Here is a 22,011-nt window from a genome sequence, read left to right as displayed (position 1 = left end):
CCGCGCCGGCGCCGAGGGTGCGGAGCGTCAGCGTGATCATGCGCGCCCCCCTGCGGCGCCGCGGCCGCGGGCGAGGACGAGGAGGGCGACGCGCTCGGCGTCGGCCGGGGTGCGGAACTGCGCGCCGTGCAGGTCCTCCACGCGCGGGTCGAGCGCGGTGAAGAGCCATCCGCTGTCGCCGGTCGTGGCGACGCCGACCATGTGGCCATTCTCGGTGATGGGTCGTGACAGGATCATGTCGATCCTCCGCCGGCGCGACGCGCCGGTTGCAGATGCGTTCCAGGGAAGAGGGGTGAGGGCGTCCGGGGCGGCTCAGCCGCCCAGGCGCATTCGCCACGGCGGGCAGCGGCGACACGGCCGGGCTGCGGCGTGGCGCTGGTGCATGTCCTGACGCATGACGAAAGTCATCCTGGGTCTCCCGGGGCGCGGGCCCCGTTCATCGGCAGACGCATTTCACATTCACACGGCGGTCTTCGTCAACATTAACCCGACCATATTATGTGTTTTTCAGAAAGAAAAAATCTCCTTCTCTTCGGCAGGTCGCGCGCGGAAGTCTTCGATCAAGGCCGCATCATTCCTGGAAACCTTGTGCCCTTGGCGTGCCTCATCGGAGGGTGAGGACGAGCACCCCCGGCGTTCGAGGTCCAGATTCCGCTAATTGCCGATTTGACATTGTATATCTCGATGCGGATATCGTCCGCACTGCAATCGCGATGCGGAGCCTGCGACGGACATGGCCGGGAAGCCGAGCGGAGCCGAGACCATCAAGGCGGACAGCCGCGCGCTGCGCGGCACCATCGCCGAGGAGATCGCCGCCGCCGAGGCGCGCGGCGGCCTGTCCGAGGGCGCGTACACGCTGCTCAAGTTCCACGGCACCTACGAGCAGTTCGACCGCGACACCGCGACCGAGCGCAAGCAGCGCGGCGAGGACAAGGACTGGTCCTTCATGGTCCGCGTCCGCGCGCCCGCCGGGCGGCTCACCGCGGCGCAGTGGCTCGCCCTCGATGGGCTGGCGGAGTCCCACGCCGACGGCACGCTGCGGCTGACCACGCGGCAGGGCGTGCAGTTCCACGGCATCCTCCGCCAGGCGCTGAAGCCCTCCATCGCCGCGATCCACGATGCGCTGATGACGACGCTCGCCGCCTGCGGCGACGTGGTGCGCAACGTCATCACCACCGCCGCGCCACGCGCGGATGCGATCCATGCGCGGCTCGAGGCGGAGGCCTTCCGGCTCTCGTCGGAGCTGCTGCCGCGCTCCCGCGCCCACCACCAGATCTTCCTCGGCGAGGAGGAGACGGCGGTGGTCGAGGAGGAGCCGCTCTACGGCCCGACCTACCTGCCGCGGAAGTTCAAGATCGCGCTCGCGCATCCGTCCGACAACACGCCGGACCTGCTGGCGAACGACCTCGGCTTCCTCGCGCTCACGGAGGGCGGCCGCCTAACAGGCTGGATCGTCACGGTCGGCGGCGGCATGGGCATGACGCACAACAAGCCCGCCACCTATCCGCGCCTTGCCGACGCGATCTGCGTCATCGGACCTGACGACGTGCTCGAGACCGCGAAGGCGGTGGTGCGGCTGTCGCGCGACCATGGCGACCGGTCCGACCGCAAGCATGCGCGGCTGAAATACGTGGTGGCCGAACGCGGGGTCGATTGGGTGCGCGATCGGCTCTCGGCCGATCTCGGGCGCCCGCTCCAGCCGGCGCCCGCCCTGCCGCGCCTCGCGGTGCCCGAGCTGCTCGGCTGGCACGAACAGGACGACGGGCGGCTGTGGCTGGGCCTTCCCATCCCGGCCGGGCGTGTCGCGGGGCCGCTGCGGGCCGCGCTGCGGGCCGTCATGCAGGCCTTCGCCCCGCGCCCGATCGTCACCGCACAGCAGGATCTGCTGCTCGCCGACATCGCGCCGCAGGACAGGCAGGCGGTGACGAGCCTGCTGCGCGCCCATGGCGTCACCTTCGCCGAGGACCTCACGCCGCTCGCGCGCTGGACGCTCGCCTGCGTCGCGCTGCCGACCTGCGGGCAGTCGCTCGCGGAAGGGGAGCGCGTGCGCGCGCCGATCCTCGCCGATGTCGAGGCGGCACTCGCCCGCCACGGCCTGTCCGGCGAGCGCGTCAGCCTGCGCATCACCGGCTGCCCCAATGGCTGCGCCCGTCCCTATGCCGGGGATATCGGCGTGGTCGGCCGTGCGCCCGGCCTCTACACCCTGTTCGTGGGCGGGGATTTCGAAGGGACGCGGCTGTCCTTCCAGATCGCCGACAAGGTGCCGCAGGCGGCGATCGCGGCACGGCTGGAACCGCTCTTCGCCGCCTGGGCCGCGGACCGTGCGCCAGGCGAGGGCTTCGGCGACTACTGCGCGCGGATCGGCCAGGACGCCGCGCGCGGGCTGCTCGACGCGAAGGTCGCCGCCTGATGCTGCCGCTCGTCTTCCTTCCTTCGACACCGGTGCTGCTCGCCGGACGCGGGGCCGCACTCGCGAAGCGCCTCGCGGTGCTGCGCGCGGCGGGGCTGACGGACCTTACCGTCGTCGAGGGCGCGCCGGGGGACGACGCCATCGCCGCCGCACGCCTGGTCTTCGCCGCGGGGCTGACGGACGAGGAATCGGAGTCCGTCGCCGCGCGCGCCCGCGCGCTCCGCATCCCGGTGAATGTCGAGGACGTGCCGCATCTGTGCGACGTGCATGTGCCGGCCATCGTGCGCCGCGGCGGGCTGACGCTCACTGTCTCGACGGCCGGCGGTGCGCCGGCGCTCTCGGCCGCGATCCGCGGCTGGCTCGAGGACGCCTTCGGCCCCGAATGGGCTGCGCATCTCGAGGAGGTGGCGACGCTGCGCGCCACGCTGCGCGCGCGCGGCGCCACGCCGTCCGCGGTCATCCGCGGCGTCGGCGACCACCTGGCCGCCGCCGGATGGTCGCCGATCGCGGCCGGGGGGCGATGTCTGCCCGCCGCGCCGGCCGCGGACGCCTGACCCGGGCGCTCCGCGGGGATCCGGCGCGGCGCGACGCCCGCGACAGACCCCCGATCGGAGACCAGAGATGACACTTCACCGACGCGGCGCACTCGGCGCCGCCCTCGCGACCCTTGGCGCCGCCGCGACGGCGCGCGCCGCCACCTGGACGCCGACGCGGCCGATCCGGCTCGTCGTCTCCTCGGCGCCCGCGGCGAGCCTCGACACCCTCGCCCGCGTGCTCGCCCCGGCGCTGACCGCGCGGCTCGGCCAGACCGTGCTGGTGGAGAACCAGGGCGGCGGCAATGGGCTGCTCGCCATGCAGTCCGTGGCGCGCGCGGAACCGGACGGGCACACCATCCTCGTCACCGGGGACGCCATCGTGCTGGCGGAACTGGCCGCGCCGAACGCCGGATTCACCGTGCGCGGATCCTTCACCCCGGTGACCCAGGCGGTGCGCGCGGCGCAGATCCTGGCGACGCATCCGGGATCGGGCGTCCGCGACATCGAGGGCTACCTTGCCGCGGTACGTGCACGGCCCGGGCGGCTCAATGTCGGCCTGCCGGCCTGGGGCGGCATCGCGCATGTCGTGCACGAGCTGCTGTCACAGGCGACCGGCGGGCTGCCGGTGGAATACGTCACCTATCGCGGCGGTGGGCCGGCGACGTCGGACCTGCTGGCGCGGCATCTCGACGCGCTGGTGATCACCCTGCCCGCCATCACCGAACAGGTGCGCCAGGGCGCCATCGTGCCGCTCGCGGTCACGACCGGGGCGCGCGATGCCGCGCTGCCCGATGTTCCGACCCTCGCCGAGACGGTCGCGCCCGGCTTCGACGTGGAATCCTGGCAGGGGCTGCTGGTGCCGAAGGGCGTGCCCGCGCCGGTCGTCGCCGCGCTGCACGAGGCGATCGCCGCCGCGCTGCGCAGCGCGGCCGTCGAGGACCGGCTGACCGGCCTCGGCTTCGCCGTCGTCGCGGAGGGGCCTGAGGTCTTTGCCCGCCGCACCGAGGAGTCCACCCATCGCTTCGCCGGCGTCATCCGCGCCGCGGGCATCCGCCAGGCCGGAGGCTGACCGATGACAAACGGACGCCGCACGCTCCTGCTCGCCTCCGTCATCGCCGCCGCGACGGCGCGGGCGCAGGCGCAGGTCTTTCCCTCGAGGCCGGTGCGCATCGTCGTGCCCTTCCCGCCGGGCGGGGGCGTGGACGTCTTCGCCCGCGCCATCGTCCCGGCGCTGCAGGTGCGGCTCGGCCAGCCGGTGGTGGTCGAGAACATCGGCGGCGCCTCCTCGCGCCTCGGCACCCAGGCGGTGCTGCGGGCGCCGGCGGACGGGCACACGCTGCTGATCACCAACGACACCCTCGCCGCGGTGGAGGCGCTGCCCCCGCCGGGCGCGGCGCCGCTGCTGCCGGGCCTGGCACCCGTCACGCTCGGCATCGATGCGCCGAACCTGCTGGTGACGCATCCGCGCTCGGGCATCCCGGACATCGCGACTTATGCGGCGCGGCTGCGGGCGCGACCGGGCGGGCTCAATGTCGGCGTGCCGGGCTGGGGCACCTCCCATCACCTGACCAGCGAACTGATCGCGCAGGCGATCGGCGCGCGGCCGGAGCACATCGCCTATCGCGGCGGCGGTCCGCTGCTGGCCGACCTGCTGGCCGGCACCGTGGACGCGGCGCTGGTGACGCTGGGCGCGGCGATCGACCAGGTGCGGGACGGGCGGCTGGTCGGGCTGGCCGTCACCTCGGCCGCGCGCGCGCCCTCGGCACCCGCGGTGCCGACCGTGGCGGAGATCCTCGCGCCGGACTTCGAGCAGGTGACCTGGATGGGACTGCTCGCCCCCGCCGGTACGCCGGCCGCCACGCGCGACCTTCTGCACGAGGCGACGCGCGGCGCACTCGCGGAAGCGGCGGTGACCGAACGCCTCGCGGCCCTCGGCTTCGGCGTGGTGGGCGCCCCGGCGCCCCGCTTCGCCGAGGTGCTGTCCGGCACCGCAGGGCGCTTCGCCGCCGTGGTCGCGGCGACCGGGATCCGGCCGGCCGATGCGTGACGATCACGATTTTTCGAGCGGCGCCGCGACCGCTGGCGCCCCACCCCATATCCAATCTTGGAGGCCTGATGCGATGAGCTTCACGATCCTCTCCCGCCGCGGCCTGTTGGCGACGACAGCCGCACTCGCCGCGGCAGCTGCGCATGCCCAGCCAGCACCCACCCTGCTCAACGTCTCCTACGACCCGACGCGCGAATTCTACCGCGAGTTCAACGCCGCCTTCGCCGCGCATTGGGCGGCGCGCGGCCATCCGCGGCCGGCGATCAACACCTCCCATGGCGGGTCGGGCCGCCAGGCGCGGGCGGTGATCGACGGGCTGGGGGCGGACGTCGTCACCCTCGCGCTGGCCTACGACATCGACGAGATCGCCGAGCGCGGGCTGCTCGCGCGCGACTGGCAGAAGCGCCTGCCGGAGAACAGCACGCCCTACACCAGCACCATCGTCTTCCTGGTGCGGCGCGGGAACCCGAAGGGGCTGCGCGACTGGGGCGACCTGCTGAAGCCCGGCGTCGCGGTGATCACGCCGAACCCCAAGACATCGGGCGGGGCGCGGTGGAACTACCTCGCCTTCTGGGCCTGGGCGCTGCGCCAGCCCGGCGGCAGCCCCGCCACCGCCGAGGAGGCGACGGGACGGCTGTTCCGCCAGGTGCCGGTGCTCGACACCGGGGCGCGCGGATCGACCACCACCTTCGTCCAGCGCGGCCAGGGCGACGTGCTGCTGGCCTGGGAGAACGAGGCGCATCTCGCGCTGCAGGAATTCCCCCAGGCGGGGCTCGAGATCGTCTACCCGCCCTTCTCCATCCTCGCCGAGCCGCCGGTGGCGGTGGTCGACCAGAATGTCGACCGGCGCGGCACACGCGCGATCGCCGAGGCCTACCTGAACCACCTCTATTCCGAGGAGGGCCAGCGCATCGCGGCGAAGCACTTCTATCGCCCGCGCAACGCCGAGGTGCTGCGCGCGGCGGGGGATCGCTTCCCCACCATCGAGTTCGTCACCATCGACAGCGCCTTCGGTGGCTGGGCGCAGGCGCAGCGCACGCATTTCAACGATGGCGGCATCTTCGACCGCATCTACCGCCCCGGTCGCTGAAGCGCGATGAGCGCGAGCGCGGCGATCGCCCCCCGCAGCGCCCGGCGTCGCCAGGCCCTGCCGGGGCTCGGGCTGACCCTGGGCGTCACCTTCGCCTGGCTCGGGGCGATCGTGATTGTCCCGCTCGCCGCGCTCGCGCTCAAGCCATGGGAACTCGGCGTCGCGGGCGTCGTCGCGGCACTGGCGGAACCGCGCGTCCTGGCGGCCTTCCGCATGTCCTTCGGCGGCGCACTGGCGGCGGCCCTCGCCAGCGTGCCGGTCGGCCTGCTGTTCGCCTGGGTCATCACGCGCTACCGCTTCCCGGGACGGCGGGTGCTGGACGCGCTGATCGACCTGCCCTTCGCGCTGCCGACCGCGGTGGCGGGGCTCGCGCTCACCGCGCTCTTCGCCAGCAATGGCTGGCTCGGCGCGCCGATCGAGGCGCTGACCGGCTGGAAGGTCGCCTATACGCCCGCGGGGGTGATCGTGGCGCTGTTCTTCGTCGCGCTGCCCTTCATGGTGCGCACGGTGGAGCCCGTGCTGCGCGACCTGCCGCTCGACACCGAGGAGGCGGCGGCGACGCTCGGCGCGACGCGGCTGCAGACCATCCGCCGCGTGGTGCTGCCCGCGCTGGCGCCGGCGATGCTGACGGGCTTCGGCCTCGGCTTCGCCCGCGCGGTGGGCGAGTACGGCAGCGTCATCTTCATCGCGGGCAACATGCCGATGATCAGCGAGATCGCGCCGCTGCTGATCGTCGTGAAGCTCGAGCAGTTCAGCTACGCGGCGGCGGCGGCGATCGGGCTCGCCATGCTGGTGCTGTCCTTCGCGATCCTGCTGCTGCTCAACCTTTGGCAGCGCCGGCTGCGGCGGGGACTCGGATGAGCGCCGCGACGCGCGATCCGGCGCCGGCCCGCATCGCGCTGGTGCTGCTGGCGGCCGCGCTGGCCGTCGCGGTCTTCCTGCTGCCGCTCGCCGCCGTGCTGGCGGAGGCGTTGCGCCGCGGCTGGGAACCCGCCTGGAGCGCGATCAGCGATCCGGATTCCCTCGCCGCCATCCGCTTGACGCTGCTGGTCGCGTCGATCTCGGTGCCGGTGAACACGGTGGGCGGCGTCGCCGCCGCCTGGGCCATCGCGAAATGCGACTTCGCCGGCAAGCGCCTGCTGACGACGCTGATCGAGCTGCCCTTCTCGGTCTCCCCGGTCATCTCGGGCCTGGTCTACGTGCTGCTGTTCGGCGCGCAGGGATATCTCGGTCCCTGGCTGCGCGCTCAGGGGATCGAGATCATCTTCGCCCTGCCGGGCCTGGTTCTCGCGACGGTCTTCGTCACCTTCCCCTTCGTGGCGCGCACGCTGATCCCGCTGATGCAGGAACAGGGGCGCGAGGAGGAGGAGGCGGCCGCGACGCTCGGCGCCGGCGGCTGGCAGATCTTCCGGCGCGTCACCCTGCCCAACGTGAAATGGGCGCTGCTGGCGGGCGTGCTGTTGTGCAATGCGCGGGCCATGGGGGAGTTCGGCGCCGTGTCCGTCGTGTCGGGCCATATCCGCGGACAGACCAACACCATGCCGCTGCATGTCGAGATCCTCTACAATGAATACATGTTCGTCGGCGCTTTCGCGGTCGCCGCTCTGCTCGCGCTGCTGGGGGTGGTGACGCTCGCGGCGAAGACCCTGCTCGAGATGCTCACCTCGCGACGGATCGGAGAGCACGTATGAGCGTCGAGATGGAAGGCATCGTCCGCCGCTTCGCCGGGACCACGGCGCTGGATGGCGTGAGCTTGACCCTGAAGGCGGGGGAGTTCGCCGCCCTGTTGGGGCCGTCGGGTTCGGGCAAGACGACGCTGCTGCGCATCCTCGCGGGCCTGGATTTTCCCGATGCAGGCCGTGTGCGCATCGCGGGCGTCGATCTCGCCGGCGTGCCGGCGCGCCAGCGGGGGGTCGGTGTGGTGTTCCAGCACTACGCGCTGTTCCGCCACATGACGATCGCCGAGAACGTCGCCTTCGGCCTGCGCGTGCGCCCGCGGCGCCAGCGCCCGTCGGAAGCCGAGATCGCACGCCGCGTCGCGACTTTGCTGGAACTGGTGCAGATCCCGGACCTGGCGGCGCGCTATCCGGACCAGGTCTCGGGTGGGCAACGGCAGCGCGTGGCGTTGGCCCGGGCGCTCGCCATCGAGCCCTCCCTGCTGCTGCTGGACGAGCCGTTCGGAGCGCTCGACGCGCTGGTGCGCAAGGAGGTGCGGCGCTGGGTGCGCGGGCTGCACGACCGTCTGGGCATCACCTCGGTGCTGGTCACGCATGACCAGGACGAGGCGATGGAACTCGCGGACCGGATCGCGGTGATGGATCGTGGGCGGATCGTACAGTTCGGCACGCCGCGGGCGCTGCTCGACGACCCTGCGACGGCCTTCGTCGCGGGCTTCATCGGGGAGGCGAACCGGCTGCGCGGCGAGGTGCGTGGCGGATGGCTCCAGATCCGTGACCTGCCGGTGCCGGCGGTTCGGGTCGCGGTGGGGGATGGATCGGCCGAGGTGTTCGTGCGGCCGGAGGATCTGGTCGTCGAGGCATCTACCGGATGCGACGGCGGGGTCGAGGTGGCACTGGTACGCGCCGAGCGTTCGCGCACGAGGGTCGTGCTACGTTGTGGCGCCGCGATGCTGGACGGAGTGTCGGACCATCCGGACGATCAGGTCGCACCAGGCATGCGCGTGGGCGTCGCCCTGCGACGACTGACGGTGTTCGGCGCGGAAGGATTGCATGAGACGGTGCTGCCCACGCGAGGCACGGTGCGCTTCACCGAGGGCGCCGCGACGTGAGTCTCGCTGAGCGGAAGACCCACGGACCACGGCGAGACATGACCGGCGAACACTCTGCGCTTCACCGAGCAGGAGGTGCTGCCAGGTGCCAAGCCTTCGGTCGGCTTGCCTGAACCGCATGACAGTCGCCTTCGAAAGCGCTCCGATGGTCCCTGCCCGGCGTTCGGGGACCGTGGCGCAGCTTGGACGTCCGTCCGACCCGCCGCGAGACGGCCGAAGGGCCACAGATGCTCCGCGACCATTCCCATCGCCCGGAACGGCAAGGCAGGACGGCCGTTGCCGAAGCCGTCGGCGCCGCGTCAGACGAACCCTCAAGCGCTCGATGGAAACCCGCCTCGTCCTCCCACGGAATCATGTGCCCGGCCTCCTCCACCCGCCGGACCTCAAGCCTTGGATTCAGGACCGCGATCTCCGCCAGATCCGCGTTAGACACGACACCCCCGCGCCCCGCCACCATCAGCAACGTCGGCAGCGCAAGATGCGGCAGGTCGGCATGGATGTCCTCGGTGTGGAAACCCTCGTGGCTTGCGATCACGGCGTCGCGGTCGCAGCGGCGCAGCCATTCGAGCCGCGTGCGCAGGTGCTCGTCCGACCAGCCGGGCACGAAATCCCGCAGCACGGCCGGATCGGTGCTGGCTTGCGCGAGGTCGAGGGAGTCCAGGAACCACGCCAGGCCGGTGGGATACGGCCGGCGGCCCGGACCGCTCATCGGCGGGTCGATCAGCACCGCGCGATCGAAGGCGACGCGACCGCGCCGGGCGAGGCGAATGGTGATGCGCGCCCCCATGGAATGGCCCATCAGCACGGGCGCGGACAGGCCGATGGCGCCGACCAGCGCCTCGATATCCGCCGCGTAGCTGTCGAGGTCATAAGCCAGGTGCGGCCCGCCTTCGCTGAAGCCGCGCCCACGCAGGTCCGGGATGACGGTGTCGTAGCGGTCACCAAGCCGCTCGCCCACGAAGGCCCAGGTCTGGGCCGGGCTGGTGATGCCCGGCAGCAGCACCAACGCCGGCAGATCCGGCGAGCCGAACCGCAGGTAGCTCTGCACGATTCCGTTGGCGATCAGGCTCTGTCTGGTCATGCGTAGCCCGGCGGCGGCACGAAGCCGCCGATCACCTCGCTGACGAGCCTGCCGAAGGCGATGGTGCGATGGTCCTGCAGATAGGGCCCGACGATCTGCAGCCCCACCGGGAGGCCGGCCGGCGTGCGCCCCGCGGGCACCACGGTCGCCGGCAGGTTCGGCAGGCTGGCGATGCCGGCCCAGAAGAGCTGGTCGTTGTAGTCTTCCTGCCGCCCGTTGACGGTGATGGTCCTCGCCCAGCGCGGCCTGTCCTGATCGTGCGGAAAGGCAGCCGAGGCTGCCACCGGGCACAGCAGGACATCGACGGTTTCGAACAGGCGCGCGAAGGCGTCGCGGATGCGCTGGCGTTCCTCGCTGGCCTGGAACCAGGCACGATGGGACTGCGTCGCCGCCCGCGCCACCCGCGCGCGGTAGCTCCCATCCTGCGACCCGAGGGCGACGACATCCTGCTCGAGCGCCGCGTAATCCGCCTCCGGCAGCAGGGCACCCGTCGCGCCACGCAGGACGCGCAGATAGGTGTCGTGGAAGGCGGCCAGGTCCCATTCCAGCCGTGCCGTGCGATCCACCCGCGCCCCGGCGGCGGCGATGGCGGAGATCGCGTTCTCCAGGCAGGCGACGACCGCGTCGTCCACCGCGCAGACCGGCGAGCCGAGCAGCACGCCGACGCGGAAATCGCTCAGGCGTGTCTGCGCCGGTCGCGGCAAGCGGACCTGCCATCCGGACACATCCTGCGCCTCAGGCGCGGCGAGGAGATCCATGGCGAGCGCCAAATCCTCCGCGCTACGCGCGAGCGGACCGCAGACCAGAACGTCGAGCGGCGTGCGCGCGATGGGAATGCCGTGCCCCGCCTGCGGCACGATGCCGAAGCTCGGCTTGTGGCCGAACACGCCGCAGTAGTGCGCCGGGTTGCGGATGGACGCCCCGATGTCGCTGCCGAGCTCCAGCGCCGACATCCCCACAGCCAGCGCCGCCGCGGCCCCGCCCGAGGATCCGCCCGGCGTCGCGCCGGGGTCCCACGGATTCCGCGTCGTGCCGTGGATGGCGTTGAAGGTCTGCCAGTCGGAGAGCAGGTAGGGCACGTTGGTCTTACCGATCAGCACCGCCCCGGCATCGAGCAGCGACCGGACCGATGGCGCCGTACGCGCGGCGATGTTGTCGCGCAGCGCCGGATCGCCCCAGGTGGTGGGAAGGCCCTCGACGTCGAAGGCTTCCTTCACCGTGATCGGCACGCCGTGCAGCGGACCCGGCGCCTCCCCGCGCGCGAGTGCCGCATCGGCCGCCGCGGCGCGGCGCCGCGCGCCCTCCCGGTCCTCGATCACGATCGCATTGACCGAGGGGTTGAAGCGATCGATGCGCGCGAGGTGCAGATCCAGCAACTCGACCGCCGAGACCTGCCGCGCCCGCAGCGCGGCAGCCATCCCGGTGGCGGAGAGGAAGGCCAGGTCCACCGTCGCCATCACCCTCTCCGGACGTTGAAGAACAGCGGGAAGCCCTTCGGAATGTCGAGCACGTTCCGGCGGTAGGCCGTCGGCTGCAGGAAGATGCCAAGCGGCACGTAGGGCACGTCCCGGAAGGCGGCTTCCTGGAGCGCCGCACAGGCGGCGCGCTGCGCCGCCGGGTCCGTGGCGTCGAGGAAGGCGGTGCGGTGACGCTCGATGTCCGCGCTGTCCGGCCAGCCCATCAGGCCGCGGTCGCCGATGCCACGGATGAACTTGTTGTCCGCGGGCGTCGCGGTGGCGGCAGCGGTGGTGAAGGTGCAGAAGGCGCTCCAGCCGCCCTGCTCGACCGGCTGCCGGCTGTTCCAGCGCTGTGCCAGCGTGCCCCAGTCGAGCGCCTGGTAATCCACGTTGAAGCCGATGCGGCGCAGCAGATCGCCGGTCACGAGACTCATGGCGTTGATGGCGGCGAAATCCGTCGGCGCCATGAACACGACCCGCTCGCCGCGATAGCCCGCGGCCTGGAGCTGACGCTTCGCCTCGTCGATGCTGCGCGGGCTGGTCAGCGCCTGCATGCCGGCGCTGCTCGCCATCGGCCCCGGCGTGATGAAACCGATGTTGTCGCGCCACATGGCGCGGTCTTCGCCGGCAACCGCGCGCATCACTTCCGCCTGATCGAGGGCCGCGAAGATCGCGCGGCGGATCGCCGGGTTGTTGAAGGGCGCCTGCGTGTGATTGAGGCGCAGGAAGGCGATGAAGCCCGTCTCGTCCTGGATCGAGACGCGCACGTCGCGGTGCCGGCGCAGCACCGGCAACAGATCCGGCAGGGGCTGCTCCCACCAATCCACCTCCCCCGACTGCAACGCGGCGGCGGCGGTGCCGGCGTCCGGCATGGTGCGCCATTCGACGCGGTCGAGATGCGCCACCTTCGGGCCCGCGAGGAAGCTCGGCGTGCCGCTCGGCCGCGGCATATAGCCCTCGAAGCGCGTGTAGACGTTGCGCGCGCCGGGCACGCGTTCGTCCGCGACGAAGCGGAAGGGGCCGCTGCCCACCATCTCGGTCAGCGGGCGCATCGGGTCGGTGCTCGCCAGCCGCTCGGGCATGATGCACGGGATGTTGGTGCCAGGCTTGCCGAGCAGGTCCGGCAGCGTGGGGAACGGCTTGCGCAGGCGCAGAGTCACCACGCGGTCGGACTCCGCGCGCATCTCTTCGACCACGTCCATCAGATCGTAGGCATAGGTGTCGCGCTTGCCCCAGCGGTCGAGGCTCGCGACCACGTCGCGTGCCCGCACCGGTTCGCCGTCATGGAAGCGAAGCCCCTCACGCAGGGTGATGCGCCACAGCTTGCCGTCGTTCTCGACGACATGGCCTTCTGCCATCTGCGGGCGCGAAACGAAATCTGCATCCCAGCCATAGAGCGTGTCGAACACCATCAAGGCATGGGCGCGCGTGACAAAGGCCGGCGTCGCGATGGGGTCGAGGATGGCAAGGTCCGCCTGGGGCACGAAGCGCAGCGAACGCTGGCCTTGTGCGGCCGCAAGGCGCGGCGCGGCAAGCAGCGCCGCGGAAAGAGGCAGAAGTTCACGTCGCTTGAGCATGGTGCGGTCCCCGGTGATTCAGCATGGCATCAGCGATAGCGTAGGCTACCGCGTCGCTACCGACCATGGGTGCAGTTCGATGCGGGCGATGCTGTACAGGAACCGTGTCGCACATCGCCTCGCGCGCATGGCAAGGCGTCGACCAGGCAGCGCACCGGCGCATGGTTCCAGTCTGGGTATCTGCGACGCATCCATTGGCCGGCCACGGCAGCGTCAACGTCGTCGATCTGGTCTCATGGCCCCTGATCGGCGTCGGGTTTCCGAAGGTAACCTCCGGAATTCACGATCTGCGCTTGCCCAGCCAAGCCGATGCGTCGCGATTCTTGGCTGCCGGTCGTATTGACCGGAGGCTCCCATCACCGCCTAAAGTGGATGTTCTCGCGTTCAGGCTGAGATCCCTGCGCCCCATGAAAGCGTTCTTTTCGCCACACCACGCCGGGCATCGGCCAAGTCAGACATTTCGGCATGGCCGGATCGTGCCGAACCGGGACCTCCCCGCACGCGCGGACAACATCCTCTCCGCGCTGCGCGCCGACGGGCACACGCTCCTCGGCGCCGCCCCACACGGCATGGCACCGATCGCGGCGATCCACACCCCGGAGTATCTCGATTTCCTGCGACATGCCTGGGGCGAGTGGCGAAAGATCGAAGGGGCGTCGGAGGACGTGTTCCCCTACATCTTCCCCGTGCGCGGCATGGATCACGGCTATCCGACCTCCATCGTCGGTCGGGCGGGCTATCATATGCATGATTGCTGGGCGCCGATCGGCCAGCATACATGGGACGTCGCGACGGACTCGGCGAACCTAGCCGTCGAGGCGGCAGAGCAGGTGCTGGCCGGCGAGCGCGCCGTCTATGCGCTCTGCCGTCCGTCCGGCCACCACGCCTTCGCCGACATGGGCGGCGGCAACTGCTTCCTCAACAACGCCGCGATCGCCGCACAGCATATGCGGCAGCGCTTCGCCCGCGTCGCGCTGATCGATGTCGACGTGCATCACGGCAACGGCTCCCAGGGCGTGTTCTACCGACGCGACGACGTCCTGTTCGTTTCGCTGCACCGTGACCCGGTTGATTACCATCCCTACTTCGCCGGCCATGCGCATGAGCGCGGCGAGGGCAACGGCCGCGGCTTCAATCTGAACCTCCCGCTGCCGAAGGCGTCCGGCGACGAGGCCTTCCTCGCCGCGCTCGAGACCGCCTGCGTCCGCATCAGAGCCTTCGAGGCTGAGGCGCTGGTCGTCTCGCTCGGCGTCGACGCGCATGAGGCCGACCCGACCGAAGGGCTGAAAGTGACCTATGATGGCTTCCGCCGCATCGGTGCGCGGCTCGCCGGACTGAACCTGCCCACGGTGCTCGTGCAGGAAGGCGGCTACAACATGGACACCATCGCGCGCTGCGTCGCGGGCGCGCTGGCCGGCTTCGAAGGACGGGAGACCACCGCAGCATGAACGTCATCGACGACATGGCCGCAGCCCAGGGCGTGGCCTATATGGACGGCACCTTCATGCCGCTGGCGGAAGCGAGCATCCCGATCCTCGACCGCGGCTTCCTGCGATCCGACGTCACCTATGACGCGCTGCATGTCTGGAAGGGCCGCTTCTTCCGGATGCAGGACCATATCGACCGCTTCCGCGCCTCGATCGCGGGGCTCCGCATGGCGCTGCCGCAAACCGATGAGGAACTGCGCAACATCCTGATGGAGTGCGTACGCCGCACGGGATACCGCGATGCCTTCGTGATGGTGATGTGCTCGCGTGGCGTGCAACCGCCCGGCACACGCGATCCGCGTCTGTGCCGCAACCGGCTCTACGCCTATGTCACGCCCTTCCTGTGGATCGCCAACGAGGACCAGCGGCGGGACGGGTGGAAGCTGATCCTGTCCAGGACGCAGCGCATTCCGCCGGAGGCGCTCGACCAGCGGATCAAGAACTTCCACTGGCTCGACCTGACGATGAGTCTGTTCGAGGCCTATGACCAGGACGCGCACACCACGGTGCTGCCGCTGGCCGACGGCACTATCACGGAAGGGCCAGGCTACAACATCTTCGTGGTCAAGGACGGCGCCCTCGCCACACCCGACCGCGGCATGTTCGAGGGGATTACGCGCCGCACCGTCGCCGAGATCGCCGGCGACCTTCAGATGAAGTGCGAGATGCGTCCGGTGCGGGTGGAGGAGTTGGACGAGGCCGACGAGTTGTTCACCAGCACCACCGCGGGCGGCATCACGCCGATCACCTCCTACAACGGCAGGCCGCTCGGCGACGGCACGCCAGGCCCGGTGACGAAGCGCATCCTCGATCTCTACTGGAAGCGTCACGAGGACGACGCCTACACCACACCGGTCGCCTACGACGATTGACTCCGGCCTTCCCGGGAAGGCGCCCTGCCCTCCCGGCTCATTCTGGCCGGGGTGACGTCACGCCCCGAGCCCCTTCGGATCGTACACCGGCGTCGCCAGGCCCAGCATCCGTGCCTGGATCTGCAGCGCCAGGATGCGCGAGTAGAACCGCACCTGCTGCAGGTTGCCGCCTTGCAGCCACAGACCGTCCTGACGCGTCGGCTTCCACATGTTGCGCAATTCGCCCACCCAGGGTCCGGGGTCGCGCCGCGTGCCGGACCCGAGGCCCCAGACATGGCCGACGCGCGCCGCGACCTCGGGCGAGATGAGCTGGGCGATCCAGCTCTCCATCGGGTCATAGCCGGTGGCATAGACGACCAGATCGGCATCCAGCACCGATCCATCCGACAGTTCCACGCCTTCGGGTCGGAGCCGCGCGACCTGCACGCCGCTCCGGAGCGCAACCTCGCCACTTGCGACCAGTTCGGAGGCACCGACATCGATGTAGTAGCCAGAGGCCCGGCGCAGATACTTCATCGACAGCCCCGTGTCGTCCTCGCCGAAGTCGAGCATGAAGCCCACCTTCTCGAGCCGCGCGTAGAACTCGGCATCATGGACGCGGATGTCGCGGTACAGTGCGCGATGCAGCTCCGCCACCATGGCATAGGGGCGGGAGGCGGCCATGAAGTCCGCCTGCTCCGTGGTGATGCCTGCGGCGACCGCTTCCTCGGAGAACAGCTTCCCGGTGATGAAACGGAACAGCGTGTCGGCGCGCGCGACCAGCGTCGAGGACCGCTGCACCATCGTCACCTGCGCGCCGTGCTCCCACAGGTCGGCGCAGATGTCGTGCGCGGAATTGTTCGACCCGATGACCACGGCACGGCGCCCGGCATAGGGCGCGCCACTGTCGAAGGCACTGGAATGGCATTGCTCGCCGCGGAAGGTCTCCGCGCCGGGGAAGCGCGGGATCGCCGGGGCGCCGGACATGCCGGTGGCGAGCACGAGCTGCTTCGGCCGCAGGGTGACGGGCTTGCCGTCCCGCTCGACCTCGACAGTCCAGGTGGCGGTGGCCGCGTCATATTGCGCCTGGCGCGCAGTCGTGGAACCCCAGAAGCTGATCTCCATCATTTCGGCATAGGCATCGAGCCAGTCGCCCATGCGATCCTTCGGGATGAAGACCGGCCAATGATCCGGGAAGGGCATGTAGGGCAGGTGGCAGGCCCAGATCGCATCATGCAGATGCAGCGAGCGGTAGCGGCGCCGCCAGGCATCCCCGGGGCGTGCGAGGCTGTCGATGACGAGCGTCGGCACGCCGAGCCGGTTGAGCCGCGCGGCGAGGGACATGCCACCCTGGCTGCCGCCGATGACGAGGCAATAGGGCTGCTCGGTGGTGCCCAAGGCAGCTTCGCGGGCGGCCCGGCGTTCGGGCCATGTCCGGCGGCCCCGCTGCGCGCCGTGCTCGACCCCGCGCTCCCGCCGGGCCCCGATCTGTTCCTCATGACCCCTGATCGCGGTGGCGCTGGTGAAGAGCGTGCGGCAGCGGCCGTCGATCAGGCGCAGATGGCCACGGCCACGCAGCGCGGGTGTCTCGACGCGGAACCAGGCCTCGACGGTGCCGTCCTTCTCCACGCCGCTGCCGGGCTCGACCTCGAAGCCTGCCGATGCGGCGGCCGCGCCCCGGTCGGCCAGCATCGCGGCGATCTCCTCCTCGCCGGACATCGTGACGACCGACCACGTGAAGCACAGCAGGTCACGCCAATGGCAGTCCTCGTGGAACAAGCCGCCGATGTCACGCGCATCCAGCGCGACGGCGAAGCGGGCGAGCCAACTCGCGATCTGGGATTCGGCGGTAGGCTGCAACATCGATACGTCCCGGGTGTGATGCGGATGAACCGCACCAGACGCGGCGGGTCCTGCCTCATCATGGCCGCGGACATTCGATCGCCACAAGCCATGCCCCAGCAATGCAATGATTGCCTCACCCCGGGCCGCCGGAATGACGCCGAGCAAATCAGGGCTCCCCCGCCTGATGCCCCGCTCGCTGGTGCCTCGCTGCTTCGATCACGAGCATCCGGTCGCGATGCACCTGTTCCCGGGGCCGCGGAGCGGGTGGGAGATCCGCGCGGCGGATCTCGCCACCAACCGCCGCATCGGCTCGATCTGTTACCGCAAGTTGATCCAGCATTTCGCGGTGGCGGAGAGGCGGATGCTCGATAATGCCTTCGCGTGTCCGTGATGGTCGCTTTCCTTCGCGCGGCGCGGGTCCGTGGAACCAGCGATGGCGGCCGGGGCGCTGCGCGCGCGACTTGCCCATCTGAAGCTCCATGTCGGCGCGTCTGTCGAGAAGCGGCCGGCACCCTTGGAGGGCTGAGGGGGCCAGGACGGGTCGTCACAGCCATCGCGGAGTGTTGCGCAGCCATCCCCGCAGCAGCTGCTCGGCCGGATGCGATATCCGCGGGGCGTGACCCAGCAAAGCCTCACAGGTATCGGGTCTCGTAGAACGCCGGCACAAGCGGCGGCAGATGTGTCGTTGGCAGCCAGCGGGGGGGCGTCTGGAGGCGATCGGCCATAAGCCGTTCGAACCACGCGACGACGGTCTCGGGACGGGACTCCTCCGGTGGCAGCAGCCACGTCGCCGGCCGACCCTCCACACGCTCCGGAATGGCACCGATGCCGGTGGCCAGGATCGGCAATCCCTGCAGCATGCAGTCCGAAAGTGCGAAGCTGAACGTCTCCGGTGCCCGGAAGGGCAGCCACGCAAGGTGCGGCCGCAGGCGGCATACCTCCAGGTTCAGCGCGCCTTCCGCGTAACCGCCGAGCGCGCGCAGCACGCCGCTTTGCTGCAAGTGCAGCGGCAGCGTTGCCTCATCCTCGCCGAGGCAGAGCAGTTGCACGGCCAAGCCACGGTCCGCGATACGGTTGGCGACCGCGACGACGTCGCTGAACCCCTTGTGCGATGCCAGCCGTCCGAGGCACAGCACGCGCAGCGGCTGTCCCTCCATCAGTGGCGGCGCGTGGACGGCGAAGCCGCGGGGTCGCCCCGGTTCCGGCAAGTACGCCGCCATCACCGGAAGGCCCTGCATCAGTCGTCCCGCCCGCCAGGCGAGGTCCCGGCTGCAGGCGATGCGCCGCGCCGCCGCGCGCAGCAGCAGCCGCGGCGGCCCACGGCGTCGGGCGGGATGGTCCGGTGCATCGAGCGCGGCGTCGCCAACAAAGCGGCCCTCGGCATCCGTCAGGTGCGGCCCGTTCGCGACATGGTGGTAGTCGAGCAGCGTGACATCGAACGGCACGCCGAGCGCATCGAGCAACGGTTCGATCCAGCGGTCGAAGCCGATGCTGTGCAGCACGTCCACGCTGTCGACGCCAAGGCCATGCAGCGCCGCGACCAGCCCCTCGATGCCGTCCCTCGCGATATCCCATTCGACTTCCGCCGCATCGGGCGCGATCGAGCTCAGGCGGAACAGACGCTCCTCGACGCCCCAACCGTACAGCACGTTCACCCGCGCACCGATCGCCTCGCCCAGCGTTCGCGCATAGCGCAGCGTTCCGCCACCCCACGCATGCAGCAACAGCAGGCGCGTTGGCCGGCGACGATCCGGCATCCGGGCCAGGCGCAACGGGAAATCGGGCGCGGCCGGATGAGGTGACGGTGGCGCCACGCCGGGAGCCGAGCCGGGCAGAGGCGGTGCCGGTGCCGTGTCACTCGCCATCGCAAGCTCGCCGAGACGCGCCAGGGCGGCGATCATCGCCCCCGCCTTGGGCGGGGTGCCTGCCAACGCCGCCGTCAGCGCGTCGCGGGACAGGATGCCGCCAAAGCCCGCGCCCCGCGAGGTGGACGACAGCCAACCCGGCGTTCGGCCTGCCGCGACGCTCGCCAGGCCTTCCCGCAACATGCCGGCCTCCGGCACGGCACCACCATCGAGCACTGCAAGAAGCGGCGCGTCTCCGGCAAGCAGCGCGGCTTCGAGCCGCGTGGCAGCCGATCGCACCGGCCCACCGCTGCGCAGGATCGTCGCGGGCCATGCGAGCGATGGCGGGTCCAGGCTGAGCGCCGGCGCGGAAGACGGTCCCTCGTCGAGCAGCGTCACGCCAGCGATGCGCCCGCCGGCCGCGGCGAGCCGGCGAAGCGCCTCCGTAGCCTCTCCCCCGGCCCGCATGCCCGCCAGCACGACGTCCACCGGGAAGGCGCCCAGCGCTTCCCGCAGCCGTTCCTCCAGAAACAACCGCGCGCCCTCATAGGGGCTGTGGCGCAGCGTCGCATCGACATGCAGCAAGCGCCGCAGTCGCTCCTGCGGCGTGCCGTCGGGGGGCTCGCGCTGCTCCGTCATCGTCGTCCAGAGCAGGCTCGCTTCCTCGAGGTGGCGTGCCATGCGCGACCCCTGGCCGGGATGAAGCCGCTGGCGGGTCAGTGCCCCTGGCACCGGCACGAAAGGATGCCGGTGCGCCAGGCGGTACCACAGCGCATAGTCCTGGGTCGTCGGCAGGCCCGGATCGAAGCCGCCCGCCGCCTCGAGGCAAGCGCGCGGGACCAGCATGGCGCAGCCATTGAGCCGTCCCTCCAGCACCGCCCGGATGCCGTTGCCGACGACGCCATCATCCTCGAAGCCGCGGGTGTGCCGGTACTGGACGACGAAGCCACCGTCCTCGGCGATGGCATCGACATCGCCGAAGGACACCGAAGGGACGGGACGCGCCATGACCGCCTCGGCGTGACGGGCGATGCGTTCGGGGTGATAGAGGTCGTCATGGCTGAGCCAGGCGAACCAGTCGCCGCGCATCGCCGCGATGCCTGCATTCAACGCCGCACCGACGCCGCCGTTCGGTCGCGCGATGAGCCGCACCGCATCGCCGAAGCCAGCGACAACGCGACGCGTCGCGCCGCCGTCGTCGGATCCGTCGTCGACGACGATCACTTCGATCTCGCGCCAGGTCTGCGCGAGTGCGCTTTCGATCGCCTCTCCCAGGAAGTCGCTGCCGTTGAAGACCGGGATGACGATGGAGACGAGGGCCCGGGTCATGCGGCTGCCGCCCGTCGTCCGGCGCCGATCACCTCGGCATACCCCGCGGCCGCGCTGACAGCGTTGCGGCGCAGGTCCCATCGCCGATCCACTGTCGCCCGGTTGCGCGACGCCGCTGCGTCGACCAGGGCGTCGTCGGTCGCGGCCCGGCTGATAGCCGCAGCCAAGGCCGCGACATCGTGCGGCGGCAGGATCAGGCCATCCCGTCCCGGTGCGAGCCACTCGGCTGCCGCACCGGTATTCGACACGACCGGAAATGCGCCGAGCACCATCGCCTCCAGCAGGGTCGTGCCGATGCCGTCGGAGATGCCGCAGGCGACCATCATGCGCGCGTCGCCCATGCGTCGCAGGACCGCGTCATGGTCCGCCATCCAGGGCTCCGCGGCGATATCGAGGCCATCGTGTTCCGCCAGGCGCTGGGCCATCTCCCGCACCGCCGACGGCGCGAGCAGCAGCCGGATCGCGAAGCCGCGGAGCGCCGGCGCCGCCAGGTGAATCGCGGACAGCGCATGCAAGGCGCGTCCCGCCCAGCCGTGATACCCCTTCACCAGGATCAGGCGGCGGGCCGAGGGCGGCAGCAGCGCATCGAGCCTCGGCAGTGCCGCGATATCCGCCCCGCCCGAAGCCGGCTGCGGCGGCAGCAATCGGCCCCGGAAGCCAAGTTCCCTTACCAGGGCGGCATCGCGGTCGCACTCGTTCAGCACTGCGTCGGCCTCGGTCATCACCGCGCGCAGGATGGGGCGATGGGCCGCGAGCCGGCCGTAGAGGAAGATGTCGCTGCCCCAATTCGACACCAGCCAAGGCGGGCGCTCCTCGCCGAGACGCGGCATGGCTGCCAGCGCGGCATATCCGGCCTGCTGGATCTCCATCGTGTGCAGCAGCGTCGGGCGCAGCGCGCGGATGGCCCGCGCGATGGTCGCGCCGCGCAGGATGGTTCGCCGATTTGTGAAGCCGATCGGCGGCGGCAGCGCATCGGGTGTGGCTTCCTCACCCGTCGGTTCGGCGGACCAGAGCCCGATCGCATCCGCCGGCATGGCGGCGAGGTCGGACTCGTCACGGATGGGCCACAGGCGACCGAGATCCGGGATGGGGTCGCGCCGCGCTGTCGGCAGCAGCACCAGGGGGCCGACGTCCGGCGGCAGCATCCGCAGCCACCGCGCCGTGTGGATGCTGTCCGGCATCGCGACCACCAGAATCGGGCGCCGGGTCATGCGGTGATGGCAATCCGGCCAAGCGCGCGCAGCATCCGCCCCGCGAGCGCCTTCGGATCATGCGCCGCGCGGAGCAGGGCGAGGGCATCTGCGTCGGCGTGGGGTGCGGGGAACTGCACCGGTGCGATCACCGGTACGCCCAGCGCCGCCGCCTCGCCCAGCGGGAGATGCGCGGTGTCGTCGACGGCCACCGAGACAAAGAGCCGTGCCTCGCGCAGCACGTTGCGCGGCGCCACCGAGGCAGGCCAGGGTTCGATGCGCAACCCGGTCTCCCCCTGCAAGACTTCGACTGCGGCAGCCATCGGGGGATCGTCGGCGTTCATCACCGCGATGGCGATGCCATGCAATCCCTCGGCCGCGAGATGCAGCGCCGAGACGACCAGAAGTCCACGACTGCGCGAGCTGTCCTCTCCGTCCACGACGATGCGCGGCAGCCGCATCACGGCAATATCAGGCTG

General features: G+C 70.9%; 19 protein-coding genes. 11 read left to right on the top strand and 8 right to left on the bottom strand.

The window, feature by feature from the left end:
- Positions 1-36: 36 nt before the first annotated feature.
- Positions 37-237 carry a hypothetical protein gene (locus GWK16_RS09710; protein ID WP_170053702.1) on the bottom strand — a complete coding sequence of 67 codons (201 nt, stop codon included), beginning with the start codon at positions 235-237 and terminating at the stop codon, positions 37-39.
- A 496-nt stretch (positions 238-733) separates the two neighbouring features.
- Between GWK16_RS09710 and GWK16_RS09705 the strand changes: the two genes are divergently transcribed.
- From GWK16_RS09705 to GWK16_RS09670, 8 genes are all read left to right on the top strand, one after another.
- Positions 734-2,410 (top strand): NADPH-dependent assimilatory sulfite reductase hemoprotein subunit, encoded by a 1,677-nt coding sequence (locus GWK16_RS09705; RefSeq protein WP_170053701.1) that lies wholly within the window; start codon positions 734-736, stop codon positions 2,408-2,410.
- On the top strand, positions 2,410-2,964 hold the full coding sequence (locus tag GWK16_RS09700; RefSeq protein ID WP_170053700.1) for a precorrin-2 dehydrogenase/sirohydrochlorin ferrochelatase family protein: 555 nt from the start codon (positions 2,410-2,412) through the stop codon (positions 2,962-2,964). Before GWK16_RS09705 ends, GWK16_RS09700 begins: the two co-directional genes overlap by 1 nt.
- 67 nt (positions 2,965-3,031) lie before the next feature.
- Entirely contained in the window at positions 3,032-4,015 is a 984-nt protein-coding gene (locus tag GWK16_RS09695; RefSeq protein WP_170053699.1) for a Bug family tripartite tricarboxylate transporter substrate binding protein, read from the top strand.
- A 3-nt stretch (positions 4,016-4,018) separates the two neighbouring features.
- Entirely contained in the window at positions 4,019-4,993 is a 975-nt protein-coding gene (locus GWK16_RS09690; protein ID WP_170053698.1) for a Bug family tripartite tricarboxylate transporter substrate binding protein, read from the top strand.
- 73 nt (positions 4,994-5,066) lie between these two features.
- A complete protein-coding gene (locus tag GWK16_RS09685) occupies positions 5,067-6,083 on the top strand; it encodes a sulfate ABC transporter substrate-binding protein (RefSeq protein ID WP_170053697.1) in 1,017 nt (338 codons plus the stop codon).
- A 6-nt stretch (positions 6,084-6,089) separates the two neighbouring features.
- The gene (cysT, locus tag GWK16_RS09680) at positions 6,090-6,944 is read left to right on the top strand and encodes a sulfate ABC transporter permease subunit CysT (protein ID WP_170053696.1); all 855 of its coding nucleotides are present in this window, start codon (positions 6,090-6,092) and stop codon (positions 6,942-6,944) included.
- Entirely contained in the window at positions 6,941-7,774 is an 834-nt protein-coding gene (gene cysW / locus GWK16_RS09675; RefSeq protein WP_170053695.1) for a sulfate ABC transporter permease subunit CysW, read from the top strand. The genes cysT and cysW overlap by 4 nt, the downstream gene beginning before the upstream one ends.
- Complete coding sequence (locus tag GWK16_RS09670) at positions 7,771-8,871, top strand: sulfate/molybdate ABC transporter ATP-binding protein (RefSeq protein WP_170053694.1); 1,101 nt, start codon at positions 7,771-7,773, stop codon at positions 8,869-8,871. Before cysW ends, GWK16_RS09670 begins: the two co-directional genes overlap by 4 nt.
- A 61-nt stretch (positions 8,872-8,932) precedes the next feature.
- Here the strand turns inward: GWK16_RS09670 and GWK16_RS09665 are convergent, their stop codons facing one another.
- The 3 genes from GWK16_RS09665 to GWK16_RS09655 are packed head-to-tail and all read right to left on the bottom strand — an operon-like array spanning position 8,933 to position 12,986.
- A complete protein-coding gene (locus GWK16_RS09665; protein ID WP_338144445.1) occupies positions 8,933-9,919 on the bottom strand; it encodes an alpha/beta fold hydrolase in 987 nt (328 codons plus the stop codon).
- Between the two features lie 29 nt (positions 9,920-9,948).
- On the bottom strand, positions 9,949-11,409 hold the full coding sequence (locus GWK16_RS09660) for an amidase (protein ID WP_170053692.1): 1,461 nt from the start codon (positions 11,407-11,409) through the stop codon (positions 9,949-9,951).
- The gene (locus GWK16_RS09655; RefSeq protein ID WP_170053691.1) at positions 11,409-12,986 is read right to left on the bottom strand and encodes an ABC transporter substrate-binding protein; all 1,578 of its coding nucleotides are present in this window, start codon (positions 12,984-12,986) and stop codon (positions 11,409-11,411) included. Before GWK16_RS09655 ends, GWK16_RS09660 begins: the two co-directional genes overlap by 1 nt.
- A gap of 104 nt (positions 12,987-13,090) precedes the next feature.
- On the opposite strand from GWK16_RS09655, the gene GWK16_RS09650 reads away from it, so the two are divergent.
- Positions 13,091-14,434, top strand: a complete 1,344-nt coding sequence (locus GWK16_RS09650; protein WP_211187239.1) for a histone deacetylase family protein — start codon at positions 13,091-13,093, stop codon at positions 14,432-14,434.
- Positions 14,431-15,345, top strand: a complete 915-nt coding sequence (locus GWK16_RS09645; protein WP_170053690.1) for an aminotransferase class IV — start codon at positions 14,431-14,433, stop codon at positions 15,343-15,345. The genes GWK16_RS09650 and GWK16_RS09645 overlap by 4 nt, the downstream gene beginning before the upstream one ends.
- A gap of 57 nt (positions 15,346-15,402) precedes the next feature.
- Here the strand turns inward: GWK16_RS09645 and GWK16_RS09640 are convergent, their stop codons facing one another.
- On the bottom strand, positions 15,403-17,187 hold the full coding sequence (locus tag GWK16_RS09640) for a flavin-containing monooxygenase (protein ID WP_170053689.1): 1,785 nt from the start codon (positions 17,185-17,187) through the stop codon (positions 15,403-15,405).
- Positions 17,188-17,353: 166 nt separating this feature from the next.
- On the opposite strand from GWK16_RS09640, the gene GWK16_RS09635 reads away from it, so the two are divergent.
- On the top strand, positions 17,354-17,560 hold the full coding sequence (locus tag GWK16_RS09635) for a hypothetical protein (protein ID WP_170053688.1): 207 nt from the start codon (positions 17,354-17,356) through the stop codon (positions 17,558-17,560).
- Positions 17,561-17,801: 241 nt separating this feature from the next.
- Here GWK16_RS09635 and GWK16_RS09630 read toward each other — a convergent pair whose 3' ends face one another.
- Genes GWK16_RS09630 through GWK16_RS09620 form a run of 3 tightly spaced genes read right to left on the bottom strand, consistent with a single transcriptional unit; the run spans position 17,802 to position 21,993 of the window.
- Positions 17,802-20,342, bottom strand: coding sequence for a glycosyltransferase (locus GWK16_RS09630; protein ID WP_170053687.1), 2,541 nt, complete (start codon positions 20,340-20,342; stop codon positions 17,802-17,804).
- Positions 20,339-21,553, bottom strand: a complete 1,215-nt coding sequence (locus GWK16_RS09625; RefSeq protein ID WP_170053686.1) for a glycosyltransferase — start codon at positions 21,551-21,553, stop codon at positions 20,339-20,341. Before GWK16_RS09625 ends, GWK16_RS09630 begins: the two co-directional genes overlap by 4 nt.
- A complete protein-coding gene (locus tag GWK16_RS09620) occupies positions 21,550-21,993 on the bottom strand; it encodes a hypothetical protein (protein ID WP_170053685.1) in 444 nt (147 codons plus the stop codon). Before GWK16_RS09620 ends, GWK16_RS09625 begins: the two co-directional genes overlap by 4 nt.
- Between the last annotated feature and the right edge of the window lie 18 nt (positions 21,994-22,011).

This window comes from Neoroseomonas marina, assembly GCF_012927745.1.
Taxonomy (GTDB): Bacteria; Pseudomonadota; Alphaproteobacteria; order Acetobacterales; family Acetobacteraceae; genus Neoroseomonas; species Neoroseomonas marina.
Note: the sequence above shows the minus strand (reverse complement) of the source record. Positions and strands in the feature narration are given on the sequence as shown.

Excerpts from the sequence above, each read along its gene's own strand:
- GWK16_RS09710 (WP_170053702.1), bottom strand. The coding sequence starts at position 237 with ATGATCCTGTCACGACCCATCACCGAGAATGGCCACATGGTCGGCGTC.
- GWK16_RS09705 (WP_170053701.1), top strand. The coding sequence starts at position 734 with ATGGCCGGGAAGCCGAGCGGAGCCGAGACCATCAAGGCGGACAGCCGC.
- GWK16_RS09700 (WP_170053700.1), top strand. The coding sequence starts at position 2,410 with ATGCTGCCGCTCGTCTTCCTTCCTTCGACACCGGTGCTGCTCGCCGGA.
- GWK16_RS09695 (WP_170053699.1), top strand. The coding sequence starts at position 3,032 with ATGACACTTCACCGACGCGGCGCACTCGGCGCCGCCCTCGCGACCCTT.
- GWK16_RS09690 (WP_170053698.1), top strand. The coding sequence starts at position 4,019 with ATGACAAACGGACGCCGCACGCTCCTGCTCGCCTCCGTCATCGCCGCC.
- GWK16_RS09685 (WP_170053697.1), top strand. The coding sequence starts at position 5,067 with ATGAGCTTCACGATCCTCTCCCGCCGCGGCCTGTTGGCGACGACAGCC.
- cysT (WP_170053696.1), top strand. The coding sequence starts at position 6,090 with ATGAGCGCGAGCGCGGCGATCGCCCCCCGCAGCGCCCGGCGTCGCCAG.
- cysW (WP_170053695.1), top strand. The coding sequence starts at position 6,941 with ATGAGCGCCGCGACGCGCGATCCGGCGCCGGCCCGCATCGCGCTGGTG.
- GWK16_RS09670 (WP_170053694.1), top strand. The coding sequence starts at position 7,771 with ATGAGCGTCGAGATGGAAGGCATCGTCCGCCGCTTCGCCGGGACCACG.
- GWK16_RS09660 (WP_170053692.1), bottom strand. The coding sequence starts at position 11,409 with ATGGCGACGGTGGACCTGGCCTTCCTCTCCGCCACCGGGATGGCTGCC.
- GWK16_RS09655 (WP_170053691.1), bottom strand. The coding sequence starts at position 12,986 with ATGCTCAAGCGACGTGAACTTCTGCCTCTTTCCGCGGCGCTGCTTGCC.
- GWK16_RS09645 (WP_170053690.1), top strand. The coding sequence starts at position 14,431 with ATGAACGTCATCGACGACATGGCCGCAGCCCAGGGCGTGGCCTATATG.
- GWK16_RS09640 (WP_170053689.1), bottom strand. The coding sequence starts at position 17,187 with ATGTTGCAGCCTACCGCCGAATCCCAGATCGCGAGTTGGCTCGCCCGC.
- GWK16_RS09635 (WP_170053688.1), top strand. The coding sequence starts at position 17,354 with ATGCCCCGCTCGCTGGTGCCTCGCTGCTTCGATCACGAGCATCCGGTC.
- GWK16_RS09630 (WP_170053687.1), bottom strand. The coding sequence starts at position 20,342 with ATGACCCGGGCCCTCGTCTCCATCGTCATCCCGGTCTTCAACGGCAGC.
- GWK16_RS09625 (WP_170053686.1), bottom strand. The coding sequence starts at position 21,553 with ATGACCCGGCGCCCGATTCTGGTGGTCGCGATGCCGGACAGCATCCAC.
- GWK16_RS09620 (WP_170053685.1), bottom strand. The coding sequence starts at position 21,993 with ATGCGGCTGCCGCGCATCGTCGTGGACGGAGAGGACAGCTCGCGCAGT.